Genomic DNA, 22,476 nt, shown 5'->3' on the forward strand with positions numbered 1-22,476 from the left:
CTCAAAACGGGTGAACTCCCACAGGCGTCGCGGGCAGCGGTCCGTACCCCTCGGCGATCCGCTGGTGGTACGTCTCGCGGTCGATGACCTCCAGGCCGACGATCTCCCAGGGCGGGAGTTGGGCGGTCTGGCGGTGCTCGCCCCACAGGCGCAGCGCGACGGCCGCCGCGTCGTGCAGGTCGCGGGCCTCTTCCCAGTAGCGGATCTCCGCGTGGTCGTTGGCGTACCGGCTGGTCAGCAGGAAGGGGTGGTCGTGGGCGAGCTGTTCGAGACCGCGCCGCACCTCGGTCAGCGGGGCCTCGCCGCCGGACACGCTCAGCGTCACGTGCCACAGCCGGGGCAGGTCGGCGGGCTGCTCGCCCTCGTAGGTGTCGCCGGCCGCGACACTGGTGAGGGCCCGCTCCTCGCCCACCGCGCGGGAGGCGGGACCACCGCGGGACGCCGCCACCCCAGGGCGCACTCGTCTCACGACGGCCTCCTTTACCCGATGGTCGTACCGAATCCCGGACTCTCCCTGCCACAAAGTTGAGCAGGTGAGAAGCCGCCGTGTGGCGGTTTTACGGAACGTCCACCGGTGGGGGCGGGGGATTCGGCCGTTTACGGATGTAGCGGACAGCGGTCCCGGCGGTACCCCTGGGGCGCCGGGACCGGCCCCTGGCGGACGAGGCCGCCGTGCCATCCACCGGCCGGGAAGCGGATCCCACCGACGCGCCCGGCCGGACGCTTCGTCCACGGGTTCGGCGGGACTCGGTATCGCGCGTTCCAGGGGTTCGGCGGGGCCCAGTACGGCACGCGTTCCAGGGGGTCGGCGGGACCCGGCGGGGAGCGCCTGCCCTACGGGTTCAGCAGGACGAGGTCGTCGCGGTGCACGACCTCGCGCTCGTACGCGGGGCCCAGCTCGCGCGCCAGCTCCCGGGTGGAGCGGCCGATCAGCTGGGGGATCTCCTTGGCGTCGAAGTTCACCAGCCCCCGCGCGACGGCCCGGCCCGCGCTGTCGCGCAGCTCGACCGGGTCCCCCGCGGTGAACTCCCCCTCGACGCCCGCGATGCCCGCGGGCAGCAGCGAGGTGCGCCGCTCGACGACCGCGCGCACGGCGCCGTCGTCCAGGGTGAGCGCGCCCTGCGGCGTGGAGGCGTGCTGGAGCCACAGCAGCCGGTCGGCCGACCGCTTGCCGGTGGCGTGGAAGAAGGTGCCGGTGTCCCGGCCCGCGAAGGCGTCGGCAGCGTGGACGGCGCTGGTCAGCACCACGGGGATGCCGGCCGCGGCGGCGATCCTGGCCGCCTCGACCTTGGTGACCATGCCGCCGGTGCCGACGCCCGCCTTGCCCGCGCTGCCGATCTCGACGCCGGCGAGGTCGGCGGGCCCGCGCACCTGCGCGATCCGTGAGGTGCCGGGCTTGCCGGGGTCGCCGTCGTAGACCCCGTCCACGTCGGAGAGCAGGATCAGCAGGTCGGCGCGTACGAGATGGGCGACGAGGGCGGCGAGGCGGTCGTTGTCGCCGAAGCGGATCTCGTCGGTGGCCACCGTGTCGTTCTCGTTGACGACCGGAAGGGCGCCCATCGCGAGGAGCTCGTCCAGGGTGCGCGAGGCGTTGCGGTGGTGGGCGCGCCGGCTGGTGTCGTCGGAGGTGAGGAGCACCTGCCCGACGCGGATGCCGTAGCGGGCGAAGGAGGCGGTGTAGCGGGCCATCAGGAGGCCCTGGCCGACACTGGCGGCCGCCTGCTGGCGGGCGAGGTCCTTGGGGCGGCGGCGCAGTCCGAGCGGCGCGAGACCTGCGGCGATGGCGCCGGAGGAGACGAGGACGATCTCCTTCTCGCCGCCGTCACGGGCTTTGGCGAGGACGTCCACGAGGGCGTCGACCCGGTCGGCGTCGAGGCCGCCGGAGGCGGTGGTGAGCGACGAGGAGCCCACCTTGACGATGATCCTGCGGGCCTGCGCCACAGCGTCCCTGTCGGCGTGCGTCTCGGTCTGCCTTGCCGCTGCCACGTACCTGCCCCACATTCCTAGCCGAGTGCCATCAATCTACGGGACCCGGAACCCGCCCCGCGTTCCCGTTCCAGCCGTCGGACACGGGGGGGCACCCGCCACACACCTCCGGCGAAAATATCCAGCATTCCAGGCAAAGCAATAAATGCCGACAATGATAATAAATCTGCCATTTCACTCGGCATGGTAACCAAAAATAAATCAGCAGGTAAAGAAACGGTTGACTCGAACACCCCGGGCTGTAATTATGACGAATCCATAGCAAGATCATCCGGGATCGGGAGGGGTTCATGAGGATCCGTTTGGGTGTTGTCGCCGTAGGTATGGCGCTTTTGGCATCGCTCGGCACTGCCGGAAATGCCTTCGCTGAGGAAGACGTCGTCACGCCGCTGGCCCAGCTCGAAGGAACTGCGGAAGACCCGGCCATGGTGAATGGGGAATACGCCGATTCCTCAAGCGGAATGGCCGCCGTCTTCTCGAACGGCAGCTTCACGTGTTCCGGCTCGATCATCGCGGAAAGATGGGTACTGACCGCCAAGCACTGTGTCAGCGGGTCCATGTCCGTACGCGTCAAGAGCCTGGATCGCACCGAGGGCGGCGGCATGGTGACCGTGGACGACACCAAGGTTCGCACCAACCACGACATTGCGCTGCTTCACCTGAACCGCTCGGCGAACGCCGAATACGTCCGACTGGCGTCCGCCCACCCGGTGGAGGGCACCACGAACTACATATTCGGCTGGGGAGCCACCTGCGGATCCTGCTCCTCTTCCGAGAAGCTGAAGCGCTCGACCGTCAAGGTGACGGATGTCGACTCGGTTGACTACTTCGGCGGCAGGGCCATCCAGAGCACCAAGATCAACGGGCTGGCCTGCTACGGCGACTCCGGCGGCCCGGAGTTCAAGCTCGTCGACGGGCTGCGCTACCAGGTAGGCGTCCTGTCCACCGTGGGCACAGGTTGCACCAGCTTCAACAGGTACGCGAGCGTGCCTACGAGCCTCGACTGGATCAACCAGGTCGCCGGGCTCTGATCGGACGAACACCGTGCCCCGCCGCACTGCGGCGGGGCACGGCCCGTTGACTTCACGAATCCCGTTCAGAGGTGACTGAGTTGGGCCTTTCAATTGACAGAACACCCCTCGGGCGCACGGGGCGCCTGTGGCCGTACTGGGCAGCGGTGGTCGCGGCTACCTCACTGTTTGCACTCACGCTTCCGCCGGCCGCATCGGCGGCCGATGCACCGCCGATCGTCACAGGGGCGGTGTTCAACGACCCCAAGGGGACCACCGAGCAGAAGAACGCCATCAAGGACCACATCACCAAGGCCATCGGCAACACGCAGAGCGGCCGTCTGATTCGAGCATCGCTCTACGCGCTCAAGGACCAGGGCTACACCGACGCACTGGTGGCCGCCCACCGCCGCGGAGTGGACATCCGGGTCGTGCTGGACGCGTCATTCTGGGATTCTCCCGCCACCCAGAACCTGGTCGCGGAACTTGGCACCGACCGCACCCAGACCTCGTGGGTCACGCGATGCACCGTTGACGCGGCCTGCATCGCCGACGGCGGCGTAAATGCCATCAACCACAACAAGTTCTTCACTTTCTCACGGATCGGCAACGCGGGAGAGGCCGAGGATGTCGTCATCCAAACATCGGCGAATCAAACCGACGTCAATGTCGCAAAGTACTGGAACAATGCCTACACGATCGTCGGAAATACTGCCCTTTACACCGCCTACGTCAGCTATTTCAACGATCTCGCCAGCATGAAGAAAAACGCCGACTACTATCGCAGCGGCGAAGCGGGAGATGTGAAGTACTACTTCTTCCCCCAACAAACCGGCGATGTAGTCGTAGACATTCTGGAGAACGTCTCGTGCGCCGACGGATCAGTCGTGAGCGTGTCGGCCTTCGCTCTGCAACGAGACGAAGTCGTCGCAGCACTGGTTTCTCTCGGCCAGCAGGGCTGCACGGTGAGAATTGTCTACAACGAGAGCAATGACGTGGCAAAACTGGCCGGCAAGAAGAACGTACAGCTGCGCCAGCTCCAGAGCAGTGACGGCTATCTCGTGCACTCGAAGTACCTCTTGATCGAGGGCACTTACGCCGGCCATACCGACACGAAGTGGACCTTCACGGGCTCGCACAACCTCGACTTCTCGTCACTCCGCGAGAACGACGAGGCGCTGCTTCGGCTGGAGGGGGCAGCTCCTTATAACGCGTACCTGCACAATTTCACCAGCATGTTCCAGCAGGCCACCGCGCAATGAGCGGACGCACCGCGGCCTCTCCGGCCGCGGTGCGCCTGCGTCGTACGGGCGTCTGCGCGACGGACGCCGCCGGGCGGCGCCTCGGGGAGAGCGGGGCTCCCCGGAGGTTCAGGCCGGGCGCCGGGGGCCGAGAACCTTCCGGGCCATCCCGCGCAGGCGCCGGAACCGTGCGGGACGGGGCTTGAAGCCCTCGATGGTGACCGTCTCCCGGGTCGTCGGGACGTAGCAGCTGTCCGGGATGCCCGCGGCGGCGTCGCGGAAGTGCGGGTAGGCGAGGTAGACCTTGCGGCCGCGCGACTCCAGCACTATCCCCGGGGCCTTCTTCGACTTGACGAACTCGACCACGTCCAGGAGGAGATCGCCCCGGCCGCGGGCCACCAGATGCAGCCGCAGCCGCTCGTGGACCTTGAGGCGGCGGGCGACACCCTCGTGCCAGTACGCGTCCATCAGCGGCTTGGCCAGTTCGAGTTTGTGGCCGCGCACCTTCTCGCTCTCCTTGAGCAAGCCCGGGCCGAACTGCGGGAGCAGAGTGATCAGGAAGGGCCGGACCATCAGGTTGTCGCGGCGGGGCCCGGCCGGCACGTGCTCGGCGATGAGGCCCATCAGGGCGCGGGCCGAGTCGAAGCGCAGGGCGTAACTGCCGCTCTTGGTCACGTGCTTGCCGTCGTCGCGGCCGACCAGGTGGTAGCAGTCGTAGTCGGCGACCACGGAGACGCCGTCGGCGCGGAGGTATGCCTCCATCGTGAACAGCGCGTCCTCGCCGGTCTTCAGCGACTCGTCGAAGACCATCCCGTGCCGGGTGAGTAAGTCACGGCGGAAGAGCTTCTGCGCGCTGAGCGTGAACTTGATGTTCGAGGAGAAGACGTCGGTACGGGGCTGGTTCTTGCCCCACATCGATTTCGGAGCCGACCTGTTGACCCCGACGACCTTGCCGAGCACGACGTCCGTGCCCTGCGCGTCGCCCATGGCGACCATGCGTTCCAGGGCCTCGGGGCCGAAGTAGTCGTCGGCGTCGAGGAAGAAGACGTAGCGTCCCCGCGCCTTGCCGAGGCCGACGTTGCGCGGGCCGCTGGGGCCGCCCGAGTTGGCCTGCCGGATCACCGTCACGGACATGGCCGCACGCTCGGCGAACTGTTCCAGGTACTCCCCCGTGCCGTCCGTGGACCCGTCGTCGACGGCGATGATCTCGATGCGTTCCGGGCCGAGCGTCTGGTCCTCCACGGATTCCAGGCACTTGACCAGGTACGGCATCGCTTCGTACGCCCCGATGACGATGGTCACGTCAGGTTGCGTCACGTTTCCCCCTTGTTTCAGGAAATGTGACGAGCACATTTCCCTCTTATCACCTCAATCGCTACCTGGAAGACGACTGGAAGTACGGGATGGTTGCCCGGAACGACTCATTTTGTGACCCGGGTCACAGGAACAGCAGGCGACTTACCCGTGAAGGCTCACAGAACGACGTAAGAGAAACGGTCGTGGGCGTAAGAAACGGGCATGGCCCCGGGGAGAGGATCCCCGGGGCCATGCCCGTGTGTGCGTGCGGACCGGATCAGCCGGTGACCGCGGCTCCGTCCGTCTCGCCGGTCACCCGCTGGGCGGGAACCGTACTCGCGAGGTCGACGTCCACGAGTTCGGCCGACGTCTCGCTCTGCTGGCCGCGGTTGCGCCGCTCGGACTCCCGCGCCAGCTCCCGCACCGCGGAGTTGAACTGGTCGATGGAGGCCGGCTCGTCCGGGCCGAGCAGATAGCGCTTGAGCTCCTGGCGGCCCTCCGCCTGCGCGTCCGCGGCCGGGTCGGCCACCGCCGCGAGCAGCCCGCCCAGTTCGGCGGCCGAGTTCGTCAGGATCACCGCGGCACGCACCGCGGTGTTCTGGCGCTTGAACTCCTCGACGCCGAGCTCCGCGGAGTCCGTGACGGCGTACGGCTTGCCGCTCGCGATGAAGTCGGAGACCACACTGGAGATGTCCGAGACCATCGCGTCCGAGACGTTGAAGCAGTCGTACAGGCGCGGTTCGGCACCCGTGATGACACGGTGCTCGGCGGTGTTGAAGGAACGCCAGTAGGCGTCGTTCCACTCGGCGCGCAGCCGGGCGGCCTCCTTGTGGCGGGCCGCGTCGATCATGCCGTCACGGGTGGCCTCGGCCTCGTCGCCCTTCTCGCCGCCGGTGCCGGACAGCTCGGCGATACGGGCCTCGATACGGGTCAGCTCGGACTTGGCCCGTTCCTGGGCGGCCGCGTCGGCGGTGAAGCGGGAGTCGCCGGCGCGCTCGACGGCGGCCTTCTCGACCAGGGCGGTGATGCGCTTGTGCGCGGCCCCGGCCTCGGCGCTGACGGTGCCCGTGAAGGGGTGCGGCTTGTACAGGACACGGACCGGCGGGTCGGCCGCGACCAGCTTCTTCACGATGTTCTCGCCGGCGAGGACGATCGAGGTGTTGCCGGGGTTGCCGTCCCAGCCCTCCCAGGTCGGCGCGTACAGGACCGTCGGGATACGGCCGTCCGGCACGCCCTGCCAGGTCTGGATCGGGGCCAGCTGCGGGCGGCCGACCTCGACGATGTCGTCGTCACGGACGCCGACGTCGGCTATCGCGTAGCGGTCGCGGCCCGCGCGGCCCGCGGTCCACACCTCGTCGTAGACCTTGCTGAACGGGTTGACGCTGGCGAGCTTGTCGCTGTCGCCGTGGCCGATGAAGACGTGCTGGATGGTGGGCACGCGCAGCATGTGGATGTTCTTGCCCACGTTCGCCGCGTAGAGCGCGACCCGCACCGTCGACAGGTCCATGTTCATCAGGTGCACCCCTCCGGGCACGCAGATGACCGGCACCGTGGTGGGCGCCATGCGCTCCAGGATCGCCCGTTCGCGGAGGATGATCAGCGGCCGGGTGTCCAGCTGCTCCATCGTCTCCAGCCACATGTTGACCTGGTAGGCGGAGTCCTTGGAACCCGAGAAGTAGAGCACCGTCTCCGGACGGTATTCGCCGAGCCAGCCGTCGACCGCCGCCAGGACCTTCTGGGCGTTCGGCGGGACCCTCCGGCCGCGCACGAACGGGACGAGGGCCGCGACGTAGCCGAAGGCCAGCAGCAGCGTCACGCCGACGCCCGCGAAGCCGTAGACGCTGTCGTCGGTCGCCCCGGCGACCAGGAGGCCGACGACGGCCACCAGGTCGAGGTGGAGCATCTTCTCCGCGGACCGGGACAGCAGCGGGCGCGGCGGCGCGTCCGGGATGCGCACGCGCGAGGCCAGGTCGACGTTGCGGGTGGCGACGGGCATCTTGCGGCGCAGCCGTATCAGCGTGATCAGCGCGCCGTGCGGTGCCTGGAAGCCGTAGAAGGCCAGGAAGCACGCGATGGCCGCGTAGAAGACCAGGCTGCCGGACAGGTCGAGTCGCGCCAGGAGCAGGACGAGCAGCAGCTGCCGGATCAGGAACCTGATGGACAGACCGGCCCGCACCTTGCTGAGGCGGTTGACCAGATAGCTGCCGCGCCGGTGCAGAAAGTGGTCCGCCAGGTACGTGACGGCGGCCGCGGCCGCGAAGGCCCCGACGCTCGGCAGGAGCGCGGCGAGCATCAGGCAGGGGAAGCCCAGCATCATGAGGGCCGCCGCCGCCAGCTCGGCCGCGCTGCCCACCCGGGCAACGCGAATAGCGGTGGAAATCACGGAGAAACCTGCTCTTGAGGGGTGAGTGCCGGTTTGATACCAAAAGGTCTTTTGATACCGAAGAAGAACCAAAAAGCGAAATGTTAACTTTACGGACTCAGGCCTTTGTGAATACGCGGCGAACGCGCGGACACAAAGGCCTGAATTCCGAAAGACTATTCGTTTTTGATTATGCCACGCCGTCCTGGCGGTCCAGGACGGCGGCCAGAGCCGCCTCGAAACCGGTGGCGCGGCCCGCGCCGGCCGTCGGGTCCTGCTGGCGGACGTCGATGACGTGACCGGTCAGCTCGGAGAGCAGGACGTCCAGCGAGGTCCGCGCGACGGCCTCGGAGGACAGCAGCGAGCCCGCGGGCTCCTGGCCGAACGCCTTGGTGCGCATGGGGGTCGCGGTGCGCTCGGGGTTGATGCAGTTGACGCGGACGCCGTCCCCGGCCCACTCGTCCGACAGCGCCTGGGTGAGGTTCACCATGGCGGCCTTGGTGGAGGAGTAGAGGCTGTACTCGGCGCGGCCGCGGGTGTAGCTGCTGGAGGTGTAGAGCAGCAGCTGGCCCTTGCTCTCGGCCAGGTACTTGTACGAGGAGCGGGCGATCTGCACCGGGGCCAGGTAGTTGACCTTCAGCGCTTCCTCGATGGTCGCGTTGTCCGTCTCGGCCAGCTTGCCGATGCGCAGCACGCCCGCGGTGTTGATGACGTAGTCGATGCGCCCGGTCTCCGCGTACGCCGTGGAGAGCGCGTCGTCGACCTCCTCGGGGTTCTCGACGTGCGTGCCGGTGGTGGAGCGGCCGAGCGCGTACGTCTTCGCGCCGTAGCTCGCGGCGAGCTCGGCTATGTCCTTGCCGATGCCGTACGAGCCGCCGAAGACGACGAGGGTCTTGCCGGTGAGCAGCTCGCGGTAGGCGGCCTCGTCGGCCTGCTCGGGCGCGGTGGTGGAGGCGAGCTGGAAGAGCTTGTCGGCGATGAAGACGTCGACGGGCTGGGTGACCTTCATGTTGTACTCGTCGCCCGCCACGACGTGGATCGGCACGTCCGGCAGGTACTTGAGCACGACCGAGCAGTCGTCCGTGGCCTGGAAGTTGGGGTCGCCGGCCGCGACCTGGTAGGCGCGCCGGATGGTGGACAGCTTGAACGCCTGGGGCGTCTGGCCGCGGCGCAGCCGGGAGCGGTCCGGGATCTCGGTGATGAACTCGCCGTCGTCGCCGTGGGTGCGGGTCACGATGATCGTGTCCGCTGACGGGATGGCGACGTCGACGGCCTGGTAGCGCTCCAGGGCCTTGACGCAGTCGTCTATGACGCGCTCGGACAGCAGCGGGCGCACGGCGTCGTGGAACAGGACGTTGGCGTCCTCGCCCTCGGCCAGACCCTCGCCGAGGGCGGCGATGGCGCGCTCGGTCGTCTCGTTCCGCGTCGAACCGCCCTCGATGACACGGGTCACCTTCGTGAAGCCCGCCTTCGCGACGATCTTCTCGACGTCCGGCACGTAGCCGGGGGCCATGAGCACGATGATGTCGTCGATCGAGTCGGCCTGTTCGAAGGTGGTCAGCGTGTGCTCGATGACCGCCTTGCCGGCGATCTTCAGCAGTTGCTTCGGAATCGACAGACCCACGCGCTGACCGGTCCCGCCGGCCAGGATCACTGCGGTGGTACGGGGCTTGGCAATGTGCTCAGACACAGGTGACCTACCTTGGGGCGACAGGGAACGCGGGAATGGTCCCACCTACGGTTACCGCCATGCAAGGTGAGCGCCGTCCGCTGCATATGTGCGCGCAACCGGGCATTCACCTTGCACACAGGCGACTTCGGGGACACCTGGCCGAATTGTCCGGATTTGCTGTGAGTAACTCCACACGTCCCGCGCGGGTTCCTCACGTTCTTCTCAGGCGCCTCAGCACCCGGTGACCGAGTACACGCACGAGTTCCCCCGAAGTCGTCCGGTGAACCGAGCGGATCCCGGCGGTACGGGCGGGCTCGGCGGCCACCGCGGCCAGCACTCCGTAGAGCGCCTGGGCGGCCGTCTCGGGGTCGATCCGCGGCGCGTCGGGCACGTCAGCGGCCGGCAACGGCGACGGCGACGGCGACGGCGACGGCGACGGCCGAGCGGACAGCAGCGCCGGGTCGCCCAGGACCCGTACGCCGAGGCCGCCGATCCGCCCGGCCATCTCCGCGCCGATGGCCGCGGCCGCTTCCAGGGCCCACTCCGGGGTGCTGATCCGGTCGTCGTCCGACGCCGGACGGCGGACGTTCTTCATCCGCGGGACCGCGCCGCCCCGCACGAGCTTCGAATAGATCTCGTCCGGCAGCCCGTTGCCGCGGAATTCCCTGTTCAGGATCCGCAGCATTTCGGTCTCGGCCGGTGTGAGGGAGCGATCGGCCGGGTCCGGAACCTCTTCGAGGAGACCGCCGGGCAGCCCGAGCAGCGACTCGAAGGTGCGCATGAGGCCACCGCGGTCACGGTCGTCGACCACCACGACCGTGAGGTTCGCCGCGCCGACGACCCGCGCCCAGCGCTCGACGAGCCGGTCGTGCCGGTGCCGCCGCCAGAAGCTCGGGTTGGGCTTCTCGTACGGAGCCCTGCGCAGCATGTGGTCGAGCCAGTCCTCGTATCCCATGCGCAGCCCGTTCTGGACGTACTGCTGCCACTGCGAGGGCATGATCTTCGCCAGCGGGCGCAGCGTGACCAGGACGTGCACGCGGTCGCGGCCCAGCTCGTCGACGATCCGCGCGACGGTCGCGTCGTCGGGGGCGTCCGCGAAGAACTCGCTGCTGATCAGCGAGGTCCGGTCGCCGGTGGCGTGCACCGCGTCGGCGAGCCGCCGCCAGTGCCGCTCGGCCGGGCGGGCGTCGCCCGTCATCCCGGGACGGCCGCAGACCGCGAGGGCGGCTTCCATCGGATGTCTGCTGTGCGCGGGGAAGCGGACGCCGTGGGCGGCCATCGCGTCCTTCGCGGCGAACAGCGCGCCCTGGACCGAGGTGGTGCCGGTTTCGTGCGGGCCGATGTGCAGCAGCCGGGTCCCGGCGGGCAGCGGCCCGGGCGTCACGGGAGCTGTCGTATCAGGTGTCGAACAGTCGGTCTCCATGGTGGGAGGACGATAAGGACGGATGCTGAGCGCAGCCTGAGAATGCCCTGGGACTCCGGTGAGTCCCAGGGCATGCCCGCGTCACACGAGCCGCACGCCCGGCTCCCCCGCGTCGACCCGCAGGCGGGCCAGGGTGCTGGAGGCGGCGTCGGGCTTCAGCACCGTCTCCGCGACGCGCACCTGGGCGTCGATGCCGTCCCGCCGGATGTCGAAGAGGTGGTAGCCGCGGTGGGCGTCGATGAACTTCCAGTGCGGGTTGTCCGGCATCCGCGCGTCCCACTCCTTGTGGAAGGCGGCCTGGTCCTGGTCGCCGCCGCTGGAGATGGACGTACCCACGAACTCGGCGCCCACGACGTCGGAGTCCGGGTCGGCGAAGTCCGACTTGAGGTCGCTGATCATCGTGAGGTGACGGTCGCCGGTGAGGACGACGGGGTTGCGGATGTCCGCGAACTCCCCCATGAGAGCGTTGCGTTCGGCCTGGTAACCGTCCCAGGCGTCGTAGTACCAGAGCTTGCCCTCGCCGACCTGGAGGTCGGTCTCGGCCATCATGATCTGCGAGGCGACCAGGTTCCAGCGGGCGGGCGAGTGGCGCATCCCGTGGAGCAGCCAGTCCTTCTGCGCCGCGCCGAGCATGGTGAGCGCCGGATCCTGCGCGCCTTCCTGGCCGGTCGCCTGGTTGCTGCGGAACTGGCGGGTGTCGAGGACGTTCAGCCGGGCGAGGCGTCCGAAGTCGAGGCGCCGGTACATCCGGATGTGCGGCCCGTCCGGGATCGCGGTGGCCCGGACCGGCATGTGCTCGTAGTACGCCTGGTAGGCGGCGGTCAGCCGGGCCGTGAACGCGTCGTGCGTCTGCTTGTCCGGGTCCTGCGGGATCTCCCCGGCGAAGTCGTTGTCGACCTCGTGGTCGTCGAAGGTGACCACCCAGGGGGCGTTCGCGTGCATGGCCGCGAGGTGCGGGTCGCTGCGGTACTGGGCGTACCGGTTGCGGTACTGGACGAGGGTGTACGGCTCCCCGGTGCCCTCGTGGCGGCGCACGGCCGTCGCCGACGGTGAGGACTCGTAGATGTAGTCGCCGACGAACAGGACGACGTGGGGGTCCTGGTCGAGCATGTCGGCGTACGGGGTGAAGTAGCCGTTCTGCCAGTTCTGGCAGGAGGCGAGGGCGACGCGCAGGGAGCCGCCCGCCCGGAAGGGGTGCGGCGCGGTACGGGTGCGCCCGGTCGGGGAGAGCTGGCCGTCCGCGCGGAAGCGGTACCAGTACACGCGGTCCGGGAGCAGCCCGCGGACGTCGACGTGCACGCTGTGGCCGTACTCGGGACGCGCGTACGCGGTGCCGCGGCGCACCGGCTTGCGGAAGCGGGCGTCCGCGGCGATCTCCCACTCGACCGGCACCGCGCGGTCGGGCATGCCGCCGCCGTTCAGCGGGTCGGGGGCGAGCCGGGTCCACAGCACGACCGCGTCGGGCAGCGGGTCGCCGGAAGCCACGCCGAGACTGAACACGGCGTCGGGCAGCGGGGTTTCGGCGGCACGGGCGCTGCCCGGCAGCCAGAGCTGGGCGGAGGCGGCGGCGCCGAGCACGGCGGCCGAGGCGGTGAGAAAGTGGCGACGATCGCGTGAGACGGGGCCGGACATGGGCGAACTCCCTTGCGTCGGTTGCCTCTTGGACACCGGGAAGCCCACACGGCACAGCGGCCCACCTCTTGAACAGAGCGCATCGTACGCATGACGAACACACGAGCAACGAACGACCCGCCGCGACAGGGGATTTCGGTGTTCCTCCGGCGCTCTCCGGCGGAACCGTCCACTGTCACGGCGGGCCTGACGCCCTCTCAGCAGGCGAAGATCTGTCCGGCCGGGCGCCCGTAGCCACCGTGCCCGGCGTGCCCGCGCCGAAGATGGAACGGGCCGGGCTCAGTCGTCGAGGGACCTTCCGAAGCCCGAGCCCGTGGCGGGAAGGCCGAGCGTGGATCCGCCGAAGGAGGCCGAACCACTCGCCGTGATGCCGCCGGAGCCGGCGGAGAAGGTCCAGACGGCACCGTTGCCCGCGTTCTCGTCCGGGTCGCCGACGATCAGGCCGTCCTTCTTGTCGCCGTTGCCGTCGGCCAGGGCCGTCTCGGCACCGAACCGGTCCATCCGCTCGGCCGTGCCGGGCACGCCGGAGGTGCTCTGGGTGAACGACTTGGCACCGGTACCGGTCAGGCCCGAGGCGCTGCCCCTGAGGACGAGCACACCGCCCGCGTCGACGGTGGTGCCGACGTCCTCGCCGGGCAGGCCGGTCGCCACGTCGAGGTAGCCGTCGCCGTCGGTGTCGCCGACGGACAGGCCGGCGCCCATGCCGTCGCCCTTCTCGTCAGTGCCGGGCACTCCCGGGGTGTCCTGGCTGATCCACACCGGCTTCCGGGTCGTCGAGACGCCTCCGGGGCCGCCGTGGACGACGCCCACCGCGCCGCCCTTCGCCGGAGATCCGGTGCCGCCCACGGCCGAGCGGCCGACGACCACGTCGCCGTATCCGTCCTTGTCCAGGTCTCCGATCGCGATGTCCTCGCCTGCGACGGCACGCCCCTGGGCGTCGTGCAGCCGGCCCTTGTCGGTGAAGCCGTCCCTGCCGCCCGCGAGCAGCGCCGTGGTGCGCGAGCCCGTGTCCCCGGTGGTCACCGCGAGGTCGGCCACACCGTCCCCGGTCACATCGCCGGCCGCCATCACCGGGTTGAACAGGGCTTTCTGCGGGTCGACGGTGAAGTGGTCCCTCCCGGCGTTGCCACCGCCGCGGGTGAACGGGCCGTGCCGCACCGTCCCGTCCTCCTCGGGCTGGACGTCCGGGTCGTCGGAGAGCCATTGCTCGGCGCCCGCCGTCACCAGATCCGGGTGCTTGTCGCCGTCCACGTCACCGACGGCGAACTGTCCCTGCCACTCGGCCCCCGGACTCCATGCGAGGGCCGTGGCGGTCGCCGAGAGCCCCTTGGCGCCACCCCAGTTGACGACGACCGCGTAGCCGTCGTCGATGTCCATCCTCGACACATCGACGGCCGAGAGCAGATCCGCGTATCCGTCGCCGTCGAGGTCGGCGCTCTGCAACCCGGAGCCGTAGACGTACTCGGGAGTGTCGCTGTTGACGCGTCCGGGCCAGGTCAGCACCTGCTTGCGCGCGGTGGACAGTCCGCCGGAGGCGCCGTACAGCACGCTGACGGACCCGGCGTTCTTCAGACCGCCCACCGTGGTGCCCGGCGCCCCGATCGCGAGATCCGGATAGCCGTCGCCGTTGAAGTCGTCGTGCAGCCGCTTGGCGCTCGGCGTGGCGGAGGCGGTCGTCGGCACGGTCGCGGCGTTGACGGCGGGCACGGCCAGCGCGCCCGCGGCCAGGGCGACACCGGCACCGATGACGAAGGGTCTGCGGCGGGCGAAGAGAGAACGGCGGTGCGGCATGGGGGTCCTGACCTGAAGGGAACGACGGCTCCCGGAGCGGCCTGGAGCAGCCGCTCCGGCGGAAGGGAGAGGCAGGGATGGCCGGCGGAGCGGACATGCCGGCACGGGCGGGCGCGGCCGGCCGGGTGATCGCGAGGGCGACCGCCCGGCGCGTCCTCACCCGTCCGGGCTCCGGGACATCCGGTCCGGGTGTCCGGAATGCACAACGGGCGCGGAGAGGAAGATCCTCTCCGCGCCCGCTACGACTCACGGCCCAGCTGTTTGGTTGCCCTGCGCCCGCCCGGACTTTGCCTGGCGTTCAACCGGGACCACCCGGCGGCGGGCACGCGGCCCGCCGAACGCGGCCTCGGCCCTGTCCGACAATTCGCGTCGTCGCCCGCAGACGGGAATGGTCAGGCAGACCCTAGAACGGCTCGAATTCGTCGTACTCCTTCTGCGACTCGTCCCGCTCGGCCTGCTTGTCGCGGCGGCGCTGGGCGGCGGGGCGAGGCTCGTCGAGGCGGTGGTCCTCACCACGGCGGCCCAGCATCTCCGCACCGGCCATGACCGTCGGCTCCCAGTCGAAGACGACCGCGTTCTCCTCGGGGCCGATGGCGACGCCGTCGCCCGAGCGGGCGCCCGCCTTCATCAGCTGCGCCTCGACACCGAGACGGTTGAGGCGGTCGGCGAGGTAACCGACGGCTTCGTCGTTGTTGAAGTCGGTCTGGCGCACCCAGCGTTCGGGCTTCTCGCCGCGCACGCGGTAGAGGCCGTCCTCCTCCTGTGCCACGGTGAAGCCGGCGTCGTCGACCGCCTTCGGACGGATGACGATCCGGGTCGCCTCCTCCTTGGGCTTCGCGGCACGCGCGGCGGCGACCATCTCGGCGAGCGCGAAGGACAGCTCCTTGAGGCCCATGTGGGCGACCGCGGACACCTCGAAGACGCGGTAGCCGCGGCTTTCCAGGTCGGGGCGGACCATCTCCGCGAGGTCCTTGCCGTCCGGTACGTCGATCTTGTTGAGGACGACCATGCGCGGACGCTTGTCCAGGCCGCCGTACTGCTTCAGCTCCTCCTCGATGATGTCGAGGTCGGAGATCGGGTCACGCTCGGATTCGAGGGTGGCCGTGTCCAGGATGTGGACGAGCACACTGCACCGCTCCACATGGCGCAGGAACTCCAGGCCGAGGCCCTTGCCCTGGCTGGCGCCGGGGATGAGACCGGGCACGTCGGCGATGGTGTAGACGGTCTCGCCCGCCGTCACCACGCCCAGGTTCGGGACGAGGGTCGTGAAGGGGTAGTCCGCGATCTTCGGCTTGGCGGCGGACAGGACCGAGATGAGCGAGGACTTGCCGGCGCTCGGGTAGCCGACGAGGGCCACGTCGGCGACGGTCTTCAGCTCCAGGACGATGTCCTGCATGCCTCCGGGCACGCCGAGCAGCGCGAAGCCGGGCGCCTTGCGGCGGGCCGAGGACAGCGCCGCGTTGCCGAGGCCTCCGCGGCCGCCCTCGGCGGCGACGTACGTGGTGCCCTGTCCGACGAGGTCCGCGAGGACGTTGCCCGCCTTGTCGAGCACGACCGTGCCGTCCGGCACGGGCAGGACGAGGTCCTGGCCGTCCTTGCCGGAGCGGTTGCCGCCCTCGCCGGGCTTGCCGCTGGTCGCCTTGCGATGCGGCGAGTGGTGATAGTCGAGCAGCGTGGTGACGGACTGGTCGACGACCAGGATCACGTCACCGCCACGGCCACCGTTGCCGCCGTCCGGGCCGCCGAGCGGCTTGAACTTCTCCCGGTGTACGGAGGCACAGCCGTGACCTCCGCTACCCGCGGCGACATGCAGCTCGACGCGGTCCACGAAGGTGGTCATGTGGGGTGCCTCCAGCACTTCGGTTACATCAGTACGTACGGAATGTCTCTTACGTAACACGCGAAAGGCGGACCCTCTTCCCGTGGGGGAAGTGAGGTCCGCCTCGCGAGGAACTCTGTTCTACGGAGCCTGGGCCCCGAGGCACCCGGCCCGGTCCGCGTGGAACCGGATCAGCCTCGACGGGACTCGATCAGGCGACCGGAACGATGTTCACGACCTTGCGGCCACGGTGCGTGCCGAACTCGACCGCACCGGCGGCCAGCGCGAACAGCGTGTCGTCCTTGCCACGGCCGACACTGACGCCGGGGTGGAAGTGGGTGCCACGCTGGCGGACCAGGATCTCACCGGCGTTGACGGTCTGACCGCCGAAGCGCTTCACACCGAGCCGCTGAGCATTGGAGTCGCGACCGTTCCGAGTGGACGATGCGCCCTTCTTGTGTGCCATGTCTCAGTCCCTACCCTTACTTCGCAGCCGCGGGGATCTCAGTGACCTTGATCGCCGTGTACTGCTGGCGGTGGCCCTGACGACGGCGGTAGCCGGTCTTGTTCTTGTAGCGAAGGATGTCGATCTTGACACCCTTGTGGTGGTCCACGATCTCGGCCTGGACCTTGATGCCCGCGAGGACCCAGGGGTCGCTCGTCACGGCTTCGCCGTCGACAACGAGCAGGGTCGAGAGCTCGACCGTGTCGCCAACCTTGGCGGTGGGAATCTTGTCAACCTCAACGATGTCGCCGACAGCAACCTTGTGCTGGCGACCACCGCTGCGCACGATGGCGTACACGCGGATCTCTCTTTCGCTCGGAACGGGACCCCGCAGTCCAGCCGCCGACTCGCGCGAGCGGCCTCTCCCGGAACGCTGAGCACGAAGCTCGCAACACCAGGAGGAAGAGGTTTACGGGGGTGCGGCGCGTCAGGGGACACGCCGACGGTCAAGGTTACGGGGCCACGGCCGAAAGGGTCAAACCAGGCCGGGCCCCGCGGGTGTGCCACCGGTCACGCGTCGTCCCCGGCCCGGCGGATGCGCGGGCCGGGGACGACGCGTGGAGCCTCAGCTCTCGTCGGTGGACGCCGTGACGGTGGAGAGCGTCTGCTCGGCCGCCGCGGTCTTCTTCGCCGTGGACTTGACGGCCGCCTTCTTCACGGTCGCCTTCTTGGCCGTGGCCTTCTTGGCGACCGTCGTCTTGGCCGCCACGGCCTTCTTGGTGGCGGCCTTCTTCGCCGTCACCTTCTTGGCCGTCTTGCGGGCGGCCGTCTTCTTGGCGGCCGGGGCCTCGGCGTCGGCCTCGACGGCCTCCGGCTCGGCCGCCGGCTCGGCCTCGGGCTCGGCGACCGGCTCCGCGGCGGCCGACGGGACGACCACGACGGCGGCCTCCGCGGACGCGGTGGGCGCGGTGGCCTTGCGCACGGCACGGCGGCGCGGACGGGCCGGCGCGGCGCTCTCGGCGGGGGCCTCGGCCACCGGCTCGGGCGCCGTCTCCGTCTCGTCGGCGGTCTGCGCGGGGGCCTCGGCGACGGGCGCCGCGACCGGCTCCGTGACCGTGACCGTCACGACGGCCTCCTCGGCCGACCTGGGCGAACCGGCCGGCGCGGACACCTTGCGGGTCGCACGACGGCGCGTACGGCCCTGGGGAGCGGCCTCGGCCTCCGCCACGGCGGCCACGGGGGCCTCGACGGTCTCGGCCGGAGCCTCGACGACCGGCTGCTCGGACACCGGCTGCTCGGCGGCCGGCGCCTCGACGACCGGGTCCTCGGCCGCGAACGGCTCGGCCTCGACGGCCTCACGGGACCGGGCGGCGGCGCGCTCGGCGCGCTCCTCGCGCCTGGTCCGGGGAGCGCGCTCCTCGGTCTTCGGCGCACCGGCGGGAGCGGACGCGCGCCGGGAGGCACGGCGCCGCGAGCGGCCACGGGTGGCCGCGGCCTCCGCCTCGGCGGCGCTGCCGTAGAACTCCTCGTCCGGCTGGAACTCGGTCTCGACCAGAGCGACGGGCGCGGCGACCTCGGCGGCCACCTCCGCCTCGGTCTCGGTCTCCAGTTCCTCGGCCACCTCGTGCTCGTGGTCGTGGTCGTGGTCCTGGACCTGCTCGGCACCGCCACGGCCGCGCTTCTTGCGCTTGCCGCCGCCACCGACGGACGTCGGCTGCTCCATGTGCACGATGACACCGCGGCCGTTGCAGTGGACACAGGTCTCGGAGAAGGACTCCAGCAGACCCTGGCCCACCCGCTTGCGGGTCATCTGCACGAGGCCCAGCGAGGTCACCTCGGCCACCTGGTGCTTCGTACGGTCACGGCCCAGGCATTCGAGCAGGCGCCGCAGCACCAGGTCCCGGTTGGACTCCAGGACCATGTCGATGAAGTCGATGACGACGATGCCGCCGAGGTCGCGCAGCCTCAGCTGACGCACGATCTCCTCGGCCGCCTCCAGGTTGTTCCTGGTGACGGTCTCCTCGAGGTTGCCGCCCTGGCCGGTGAACTTTCCGGTGTTGACGTCGACCACGATCATGGCCTCGGTCTTGTCGATCACCAGCGAGCCGCCGCTGGGCAGCCAGACCTTGCGGTCCAGCGCCTTCATGAGCTGCTCGTCGATCCGGTACGTGGCGAAGACGTCGACCTCGGAGGTCCACTTCGACAGCCGGTCGGTCAGGTCGGGCGCCACGTGGGAGACGTAGCCGTGGACGGTCTCCCACGCCTCGTCACCGCTGACGATGACCTTGGAGAAGTCCTCGTTGAAGATGTCGCGGACGACGCGGACGGTCATGTCCGGCTCGCCGTAGAGAAGGGTCGGGGCGTTGCCGCTCTTCGCCTTCTTCTCGATGTCCTCCCACTGCGCCTGGAGACGTTCGACGTCACGGCGCAGCTCGTCCTCGCTCGCGCCCTCGGCGGCGGTGCGCACGATGACGCCCGCGTCCTCGGGGACGATCTTCTTGAGGATGGTCTTCAGACGCGCGCGCTCGGTGTCGGGCAGCTTGCGGCTGATGCCGGTCATCGAGCCCTCGGGCACGTACACGAGGTAGCGGCCCGGGAGGGAGACCTGGCTGGTCAGACGGGCGCCCTTGTGGCCGATCGGGTCCTTGGTGACCTGCACCAGGACCGACTGGCCGGACTTGAGGGCGGCCTCGATCCGGCGCGGCCCGTGAGCCATGCCGAGCGCCTCGAAGTTGACCTCACCGGCGTAGAGCACCGCGTTGCGGCCCTTGCCGATGTCGATGAACGCGGCCTCCATCGACGGCAGCACGTTCTGGACCTTGCCCAGGTAGACGTTGCCGACGTACGAGGTCGCCTGCTCCTTGTTGACGTAGTGCTCGACGAGCACGTCGTCCTCGAGGACACCGATCTGGGTGCGCTCACCGCTCTGGCGGACGACCATCACCCGCTCGACGGCCTCGCGGCGGGCCAGGAACTCGGCCTCCGTGATGATCGGAACACGGCGGCGGCCCTGCTCGCGGCCCTCGCGGCGGCGCTGCTTCTTCGCCTCGAGGCGGGTCGAGCCCTTGATGGACTGCACCTCGTCCGAGGGCTGCTCCTCGCGCCTGCCGCGCGGTTCGCGGACCTTGACGACGGTGCGCTCGGGGTCGTTCTCGCCGGGCTGCTCGGCCTCGCCACCGGAGTCACCGGCGCGACGGCGACGGCGACGACGGCGACGGCTGCTGCTGGAGCCGCCCGACTCCTCGCGCTCGTCGTCCTCCTCGGCGTCCTCCTCGGTCTGCTCGGCGGTGTCCTCGGCGTCCTGCGCGGCCTGCTCGGCGACGTAGTCGTCCTCACCGGCCTCGCCGTCCGCGTCCGACTCGGCGGACTCTCCGCGGCGGCGACGGCGGCCACCGCGACGGCGACGGCGACGGGAGCCCGCGGACTCCTCCTCGCCCTCGTCGCCCTCGACGGCGTCCTCCGCGTCCTCGGCGGATTCCGCGTCCTCGACGGGCTCCGTGTCCTCGACGGGCTCCGCGTCCTCGACGGGCTCCTGCGTCTCCTCGGTCACGGCCTGCGGCTCGTCCTCGAAGCCCCGGCGACGCCGGCGCCTGCGGCCGGCGGCCGGCTCCTGGACGGTCTCGGCCGGTTCGGGAGCCTCAGCGGCCTCGGCCGCCTCGGCGGCGGCCGCGGCGGCGGCCCGCTCGGGCGTCTGGAACATCGGCTCGGTGAACACCGGCGCCTGGAACACGGCGACGGCCGGACGGGCCGGGCGCCGCGAGGACCCCTCGGTCTCCTTCGGCGCGGGCGCGGAGAAACCGACGGCGGCCTTGCGGGTGGCACGGCGGCGGCTACGGCGCGGGCCGCCGTCCTCGGGCTGCGCGGGCTCGGTCTGCGCGGGCCCGGCCTCGACGGCCTGCGGCTGCGCGGTCTCCTCGGACTTGCTCTCGCTGCTCACGGGCGCCTCCACACGCTCGTCGGCGGTGTCGCCCTCGGGCGCTCCGGCGGGTGCGGTGGCCCGGCGGGTGGCACGACGGCGGGTCGTGCGGCGCGGGGCGGCCTCCTCGGCGACGGGCTCGGCGGCGGGTGCCTCGGGCTCGGTCTCCGCGGTGGCGGGGGCGGCCACCGGCTCGGCGGCGGTCGTCACGACCTCGGCGGCCTCGGCCGCGGCGGGCGCTCCGGCGGGCGCGGAGGCCCGGCGGGTGGCGCGACGGCGGGTACGGCCGGCGGGCGCGGTCTCCTCGACCGCGGCCGGAGCCTCCTCGACGGGCCGGCTCTCGGGCTCGGCGACGGCGGCGGGCTCGACTGTCTCGTCGGCCTGGGCGGTCCCGTCCGTCTCGGGCGCTCCGGCGGGAGCGGAGACACGACGGGTGGCGCGACGGCGCGTACGGCGCGGTGCGGCGTCGTCGGAAGCTGTGGTGGCGGCGGCCTCGACCTCGGCCGGGGCCTCCTCGGCCGCTTCGGCCGCGGCCGTCTCGACGGCCTCTTCGGTCTCGTCCGTCTCCTCGGCCTCGGCGTCCGCGGAGGTCACGGCCCCTGCGGGGGCGTCCTCGGCCGCGAGGTCGGCGGACGCCACGGCCGGTATGGCCGGCGCGGTGGTCTCGGCCGCGGCCTCGGTGGCGGCGGTCGGCGGACCGGCGGGGCGCGACGCCGCACGGCGGCGGCGCCGCGGCGGCAGCGTGTCGCTGGGAGTGTTGTTGTCGGAACCCTCGGTGGGTTCGGTGGGCTCGAGCATGCGGGTGGATCTCCCGTCAGGCTCCCGGGCGCCGCGCCTGGTCCGGCGATGCCGGTGACGTCCGCGGCTCGCGCGATGCGCGGTGCCGCCGTCCGGGGCGCGGGCGCCGCACGGGAGCTCTCTTAGTCCTGTCTCGCCGGTTCCGTACACCATGTGTGCGTACGGCCTGGCGAAAGTCTTTAAGGTCGGTGCGCTGCCCGACCCAGGTGGCTCCCGGATACGAGGGCGGCGCTACGACATCTGTCCTTACGCGGGACCTTCCTTACGCCGACGCCTTCGCGGCGGCAGTTTCGGCGGCCCCTGTGCGATCGGCTGGGGCGGCTGCGACTGCCTCGCGGTCGGGCGCGAGCGGGTCGGTCACCGTGCCGGTCTCTTCATCGAACAGCCCCTGCGCCAGCCTGGTCACCGCTGCGGCGACCGGCGGCGCCAGGTCGGCCACGGCGCTAAGACCGGACAGGACGTCGTCGGGTCGAACGGCAGGCGTCACGTGCCGAACAACCAGCCGCAGTATCGCACAGGGCTGGTCGGTCGGCCTATCAGCCTGTGGACTGTGCGTCTCGGAGGTCGCTTCGAGGCTCGCCACGGCACCGCGGGCGTCGAACGTCCGCATGCCGTTCTTGGTCTTGCGGCTGACCTCGACGGTCTCGGCCGTATTGAAGGCCTCCACCGCGCGCTCCGCGTCCGCCGGGTCCACGCCGTCGAGGCGCATCTCCCACACGGAAGCGGTGAGCCGGTCGGCGAGACCCGAGACGCGAGCCTCGACCGCCTCGATGATGTCGAGCCCCTGGGGCATCGACTCGTCGAGGAGCTCGCGCAGCTTCTCGGGGTCGCGCTTCGCGGTGAGCGCGATCTCCAGGTACTCCGCCTCGCTGCCGGTGCCGGTGGGTGCGGCATTGGCGTACGACACCTTCGGATGCGGCGTGAACCCTGCCGAGTACGCCATGGGTACGGCGGCACGGCGCAGGGCACGCTCGAAGGCGCGCTGGAAGTCACGGTGGCTGGTGAACCGGAGGCGGCCGCGCTTGGTGTAGCGCAGTCGGATGCGCTGCACCGCGGGTGCGGGCGGCGGGCCTTCGGGCTGTCGC

The 22,476-nt window shown here is 70.4% G+C and carries 15 protein-coding genes; 2 read left to right on the top strand and 13 right to left on the bottom strand.

The genetic code is table 11. The features are described from left to right. Position 1: 1 nt before the first annotated feature. Positions 2 to 469 carry a hypothetical protein gene (locus tag OG485_RS16210; protein ID WP_387302233.1) on the bottom strand — a complete coding sequence of 156 codons (468 nt, stop codon included), beginning with the start codon at positions 467 to 469 and terminating at the stop codon, positions 2 to 4. A gap of 365 nt (positions 470 to 834) precedes the next feature. Then, positions 835 to 1,941 carry a glutamate 5-kinase gene (gene proB / locus OG485_RS16215; protein ID WP_328674491.1) on the bottom strand — a complete coding sequence of 369 codons (1,107 nt, stop codon included), beginning with the start codon at positions 1,939 to 1,941 and terminating at the stop codon, positions 835 to 837. A gap of 335 nt (positions 1,942 to 2,276) precedes the next feature. Between proB and OG485_RS16220 the strand changes: the two genes are divergently transcribed. Further along, complete coding sequence (locus tag OG485_RS16220) at positions 2,277 to 3,017, top strand: S1 family peptidase (protein WP_328669043.1); 741 nt, start codon at positions 2,277 to 2,279, stop codon at positions 3,015 to 3,017. 71 nt (positions 3,018 to 3,088) lie between these two features. After that, positions 3,089 to 4,258, top strand: coding sequence for a phospholipase D-like domain-containing protein (locus tag OG485_RS16225; protein ID WP_328669044.1), 1,170 nt, complete (start codon positions 3,089 to 3,091; stop codon positions 4,256 to 4,258). Between the two features lie 108 nt (positions 4,259 to 4,366). On the opposite strand, the gene OG485_RS16230 is transcribed toward OG485_RS16225, so the two are convergent. The 11 genes from OG485_RS16230 to OG485_RS16280 all read right to left on the bottom strand — a co-directional run bounded on the left by OG485_RS16230 (position 4,367) and on the right by OG485_RS16280 (position 22,442). Continuing rightward, complete coding sequence (locus OG485_RS16230) at positions 4,367 to 5,590, bottom strand: glycosyltransferase family 2 protein (protein WP_328669046.1); 1,224 nt, start codon at positions 5,588 to 5,590, stop codon at positions 4,367 to 4,369. 220 nt (positions 5,591 to 5,810) lie between these two features. Continuing rightward, positions 5,811 to 7,916, bottom strand: a complete 2,106-nt coding sequence (locus OG485_RS16235; protein WP_328669047.1) for a hypothetical protein — start codon at positions 7,914 to 7,916, stop codon at positions 5,811 to 5,813. 169 nt (positions 7,917 to 8,085) lie between these two features. Further along, positions 8,086 to 9,585, bottom strand: a complete 1,500-nt coding sequence (locus OG485_RS16240; protein ID WP_328669048.1) for a bifunctional cytidylyltransferase/SDR family oxidoreductase — start codon at positions 9,583 to 9,585, stop codon at positions 8,086 to 8,088. A gap of 193 nt (positions 9,586 to 9,778) precedes the next feature. Beyond that, positions 9,779 to 10,990 (bottom strand): hypothetical protein, encoded by a 1,212-nt coding sequence (locus OG485_RS16245; RefSeq protein WP_328669049.1) that lies wholly within the window; start codon positions 10,988 to 10,990, stop codon positions 9,779 to 9,781. Positions 10,991 to 11,071: 81 nt separating this feature from the next. Continuing rightward, on the bottom strand, positions 11,072 to 12,622 hold the full coding sequence (locus OG485_RS16250) for an alkaline phosphatase D family protein (protein WP_328669051.1): 1,551 nt from the start codon (positions 12,620 to 12,622) through the stop codon (positions 11,072 to 11,074). Positions 12,623 to 12,901: 279 nt separating this feature from the next. Next, positions 12,902 to 14,413 (bottom strand): FG-GAP-like repeat-containing protein, encoded by a 1,512-nt coding sequence (locus OG485_RS16255; protein WP_328669053.1) that lies wholly within the window; start codon positions 14,411 to 14,413, stop codon positions 12,902 to 12,904. Between the two features lie 403 nt (positions 14,414 to 14,816). Then, entirely contained in the window at positions 14,817 to 16,253 is a 1,437-nt protein-coding gene (gene obgE / locus OG485_RS16260; protein WP_326787826.1) for a GTPase ObgE, read from the bottom strand. Positions 16,254 to 16,443: 190 nt separating this feature from the next. Further along, positions 16,444 to 16,698 carry a 50S ribosomal protein L27 gene (rpmA, locus tag OG485_RS16265; RefSeq protein WP_037618784.1) on the bottom strand — a complete coding sequence of 85 codons (255 nt, stop codon included), beginning with the start codon at positions 16,696 to 16,698 and terminating at the stop codon, positions 16,444 to 16,446. Positions 16,699 to 16,714: 16 nt separating this feature from the next. Further along, positions 16,715 to 17,035, bottom strand: coding sequence for a 50S ribosomal protein L21 (rplU, locus tag OG485_RS16270; protein ID WP_164320786.1), 321 nt, complete (start codon positions 17,033 to 17,035; stop codon positions 16,715 to 16,717). A gap of 267 nt (positions 17,036 to 17,302) precedes the next feature. Further along, entirely contained in the window at positions 17,303 to 21,391 is a 4,089-nt protein-coding gene (locus OG485_RS16275) for an Rne/Rng family ribonuclease (RefSeq protein ID WP_328669070.1), read from the bottom strand. 262 nt (positions 21,392 to 21,653) lie between these two features. Continuing rightward, positions 21,654 to 22,442 carry a TIGR03936 family radical SAM-associated protein gene (locus OG485_RS16280; protein ID WP_328669071.1) on the bottom strand — a complete coding sequence of 263 codons (789 nt, stop codon included), beginning with the start codon at positions 22,440 to 22,442 and terminating at the stop codon, positions 21,654 to 21,656. Positions 22,443 to 22,476: the final 34 nt, after the last annotated feature.

This window comes from Streptomyces sp. NBC_00328 (genome assembly GCF_036139655.1).
Lineage (GTDB): Bacteria > Actinomycetota > Actinomycetes > Streptomycetales > Streptomycetaceae > Streptomyces.

Bases quoted from the DNA above. Each gene is read 5' to 3' on its own strand.
- OG485_RS16220 (WP_328669043.1), top strand. From the start codon at position 2,277: ATGAGGATCCGTTTGGGTGTTGTCGCCGTAGGTATGGCGCTTTTGGCA.
- OG485_RS16250 (WP_328669051.1), bottom strand. From the start codon at position 12,622: ATGTCCGGCCCCGTCTCACGCGATCGTCGCCACTTTCTCACCGCCTCG.
- OG485_RS16230 (WP_328669046.1), bottom strand. From the start codon at position 5,590: ATGTGCTCGTCACATTTCCTGAAACAAGGGGGAAACGTGACGCAACCT.
- obgE (WP_326787826.1), bottom strand. From the start codon at position 16,253: ATGACCACCTTCGTGGACCGCGTCGAGCTGCATGTCGCCGCGGGTAGC.
- OG485_RS16275 (WP_328669070.1), bottom strand. From the start codon at position 21,391: ATGCTCGAGCCCACCGAACCCACCGAGGGTTCCGACAACAACACTCCC.
- rpmA (WP_037618784.1), bottom strand. From the start codon at position 16,698: ATGGCACACAAGAAGGGCGCATCGTCCACTCGGAACGGTCGCGACTCC.
- OG485_RS16245 (WP_328669049.1), bottom strand. From the start codon at position 10,990: ATGGAGACCGACTGTTCGACACCTGATACGACAGCTCCCGTGACGCCC.
- OG485_RS16255 (WP_328669053.1), bottom strand. From the start codon at position 14,413: ATGCCGCACCGCCGTTCTCTCTTCGCCCGCCGCAGACCCTTCGTCATC.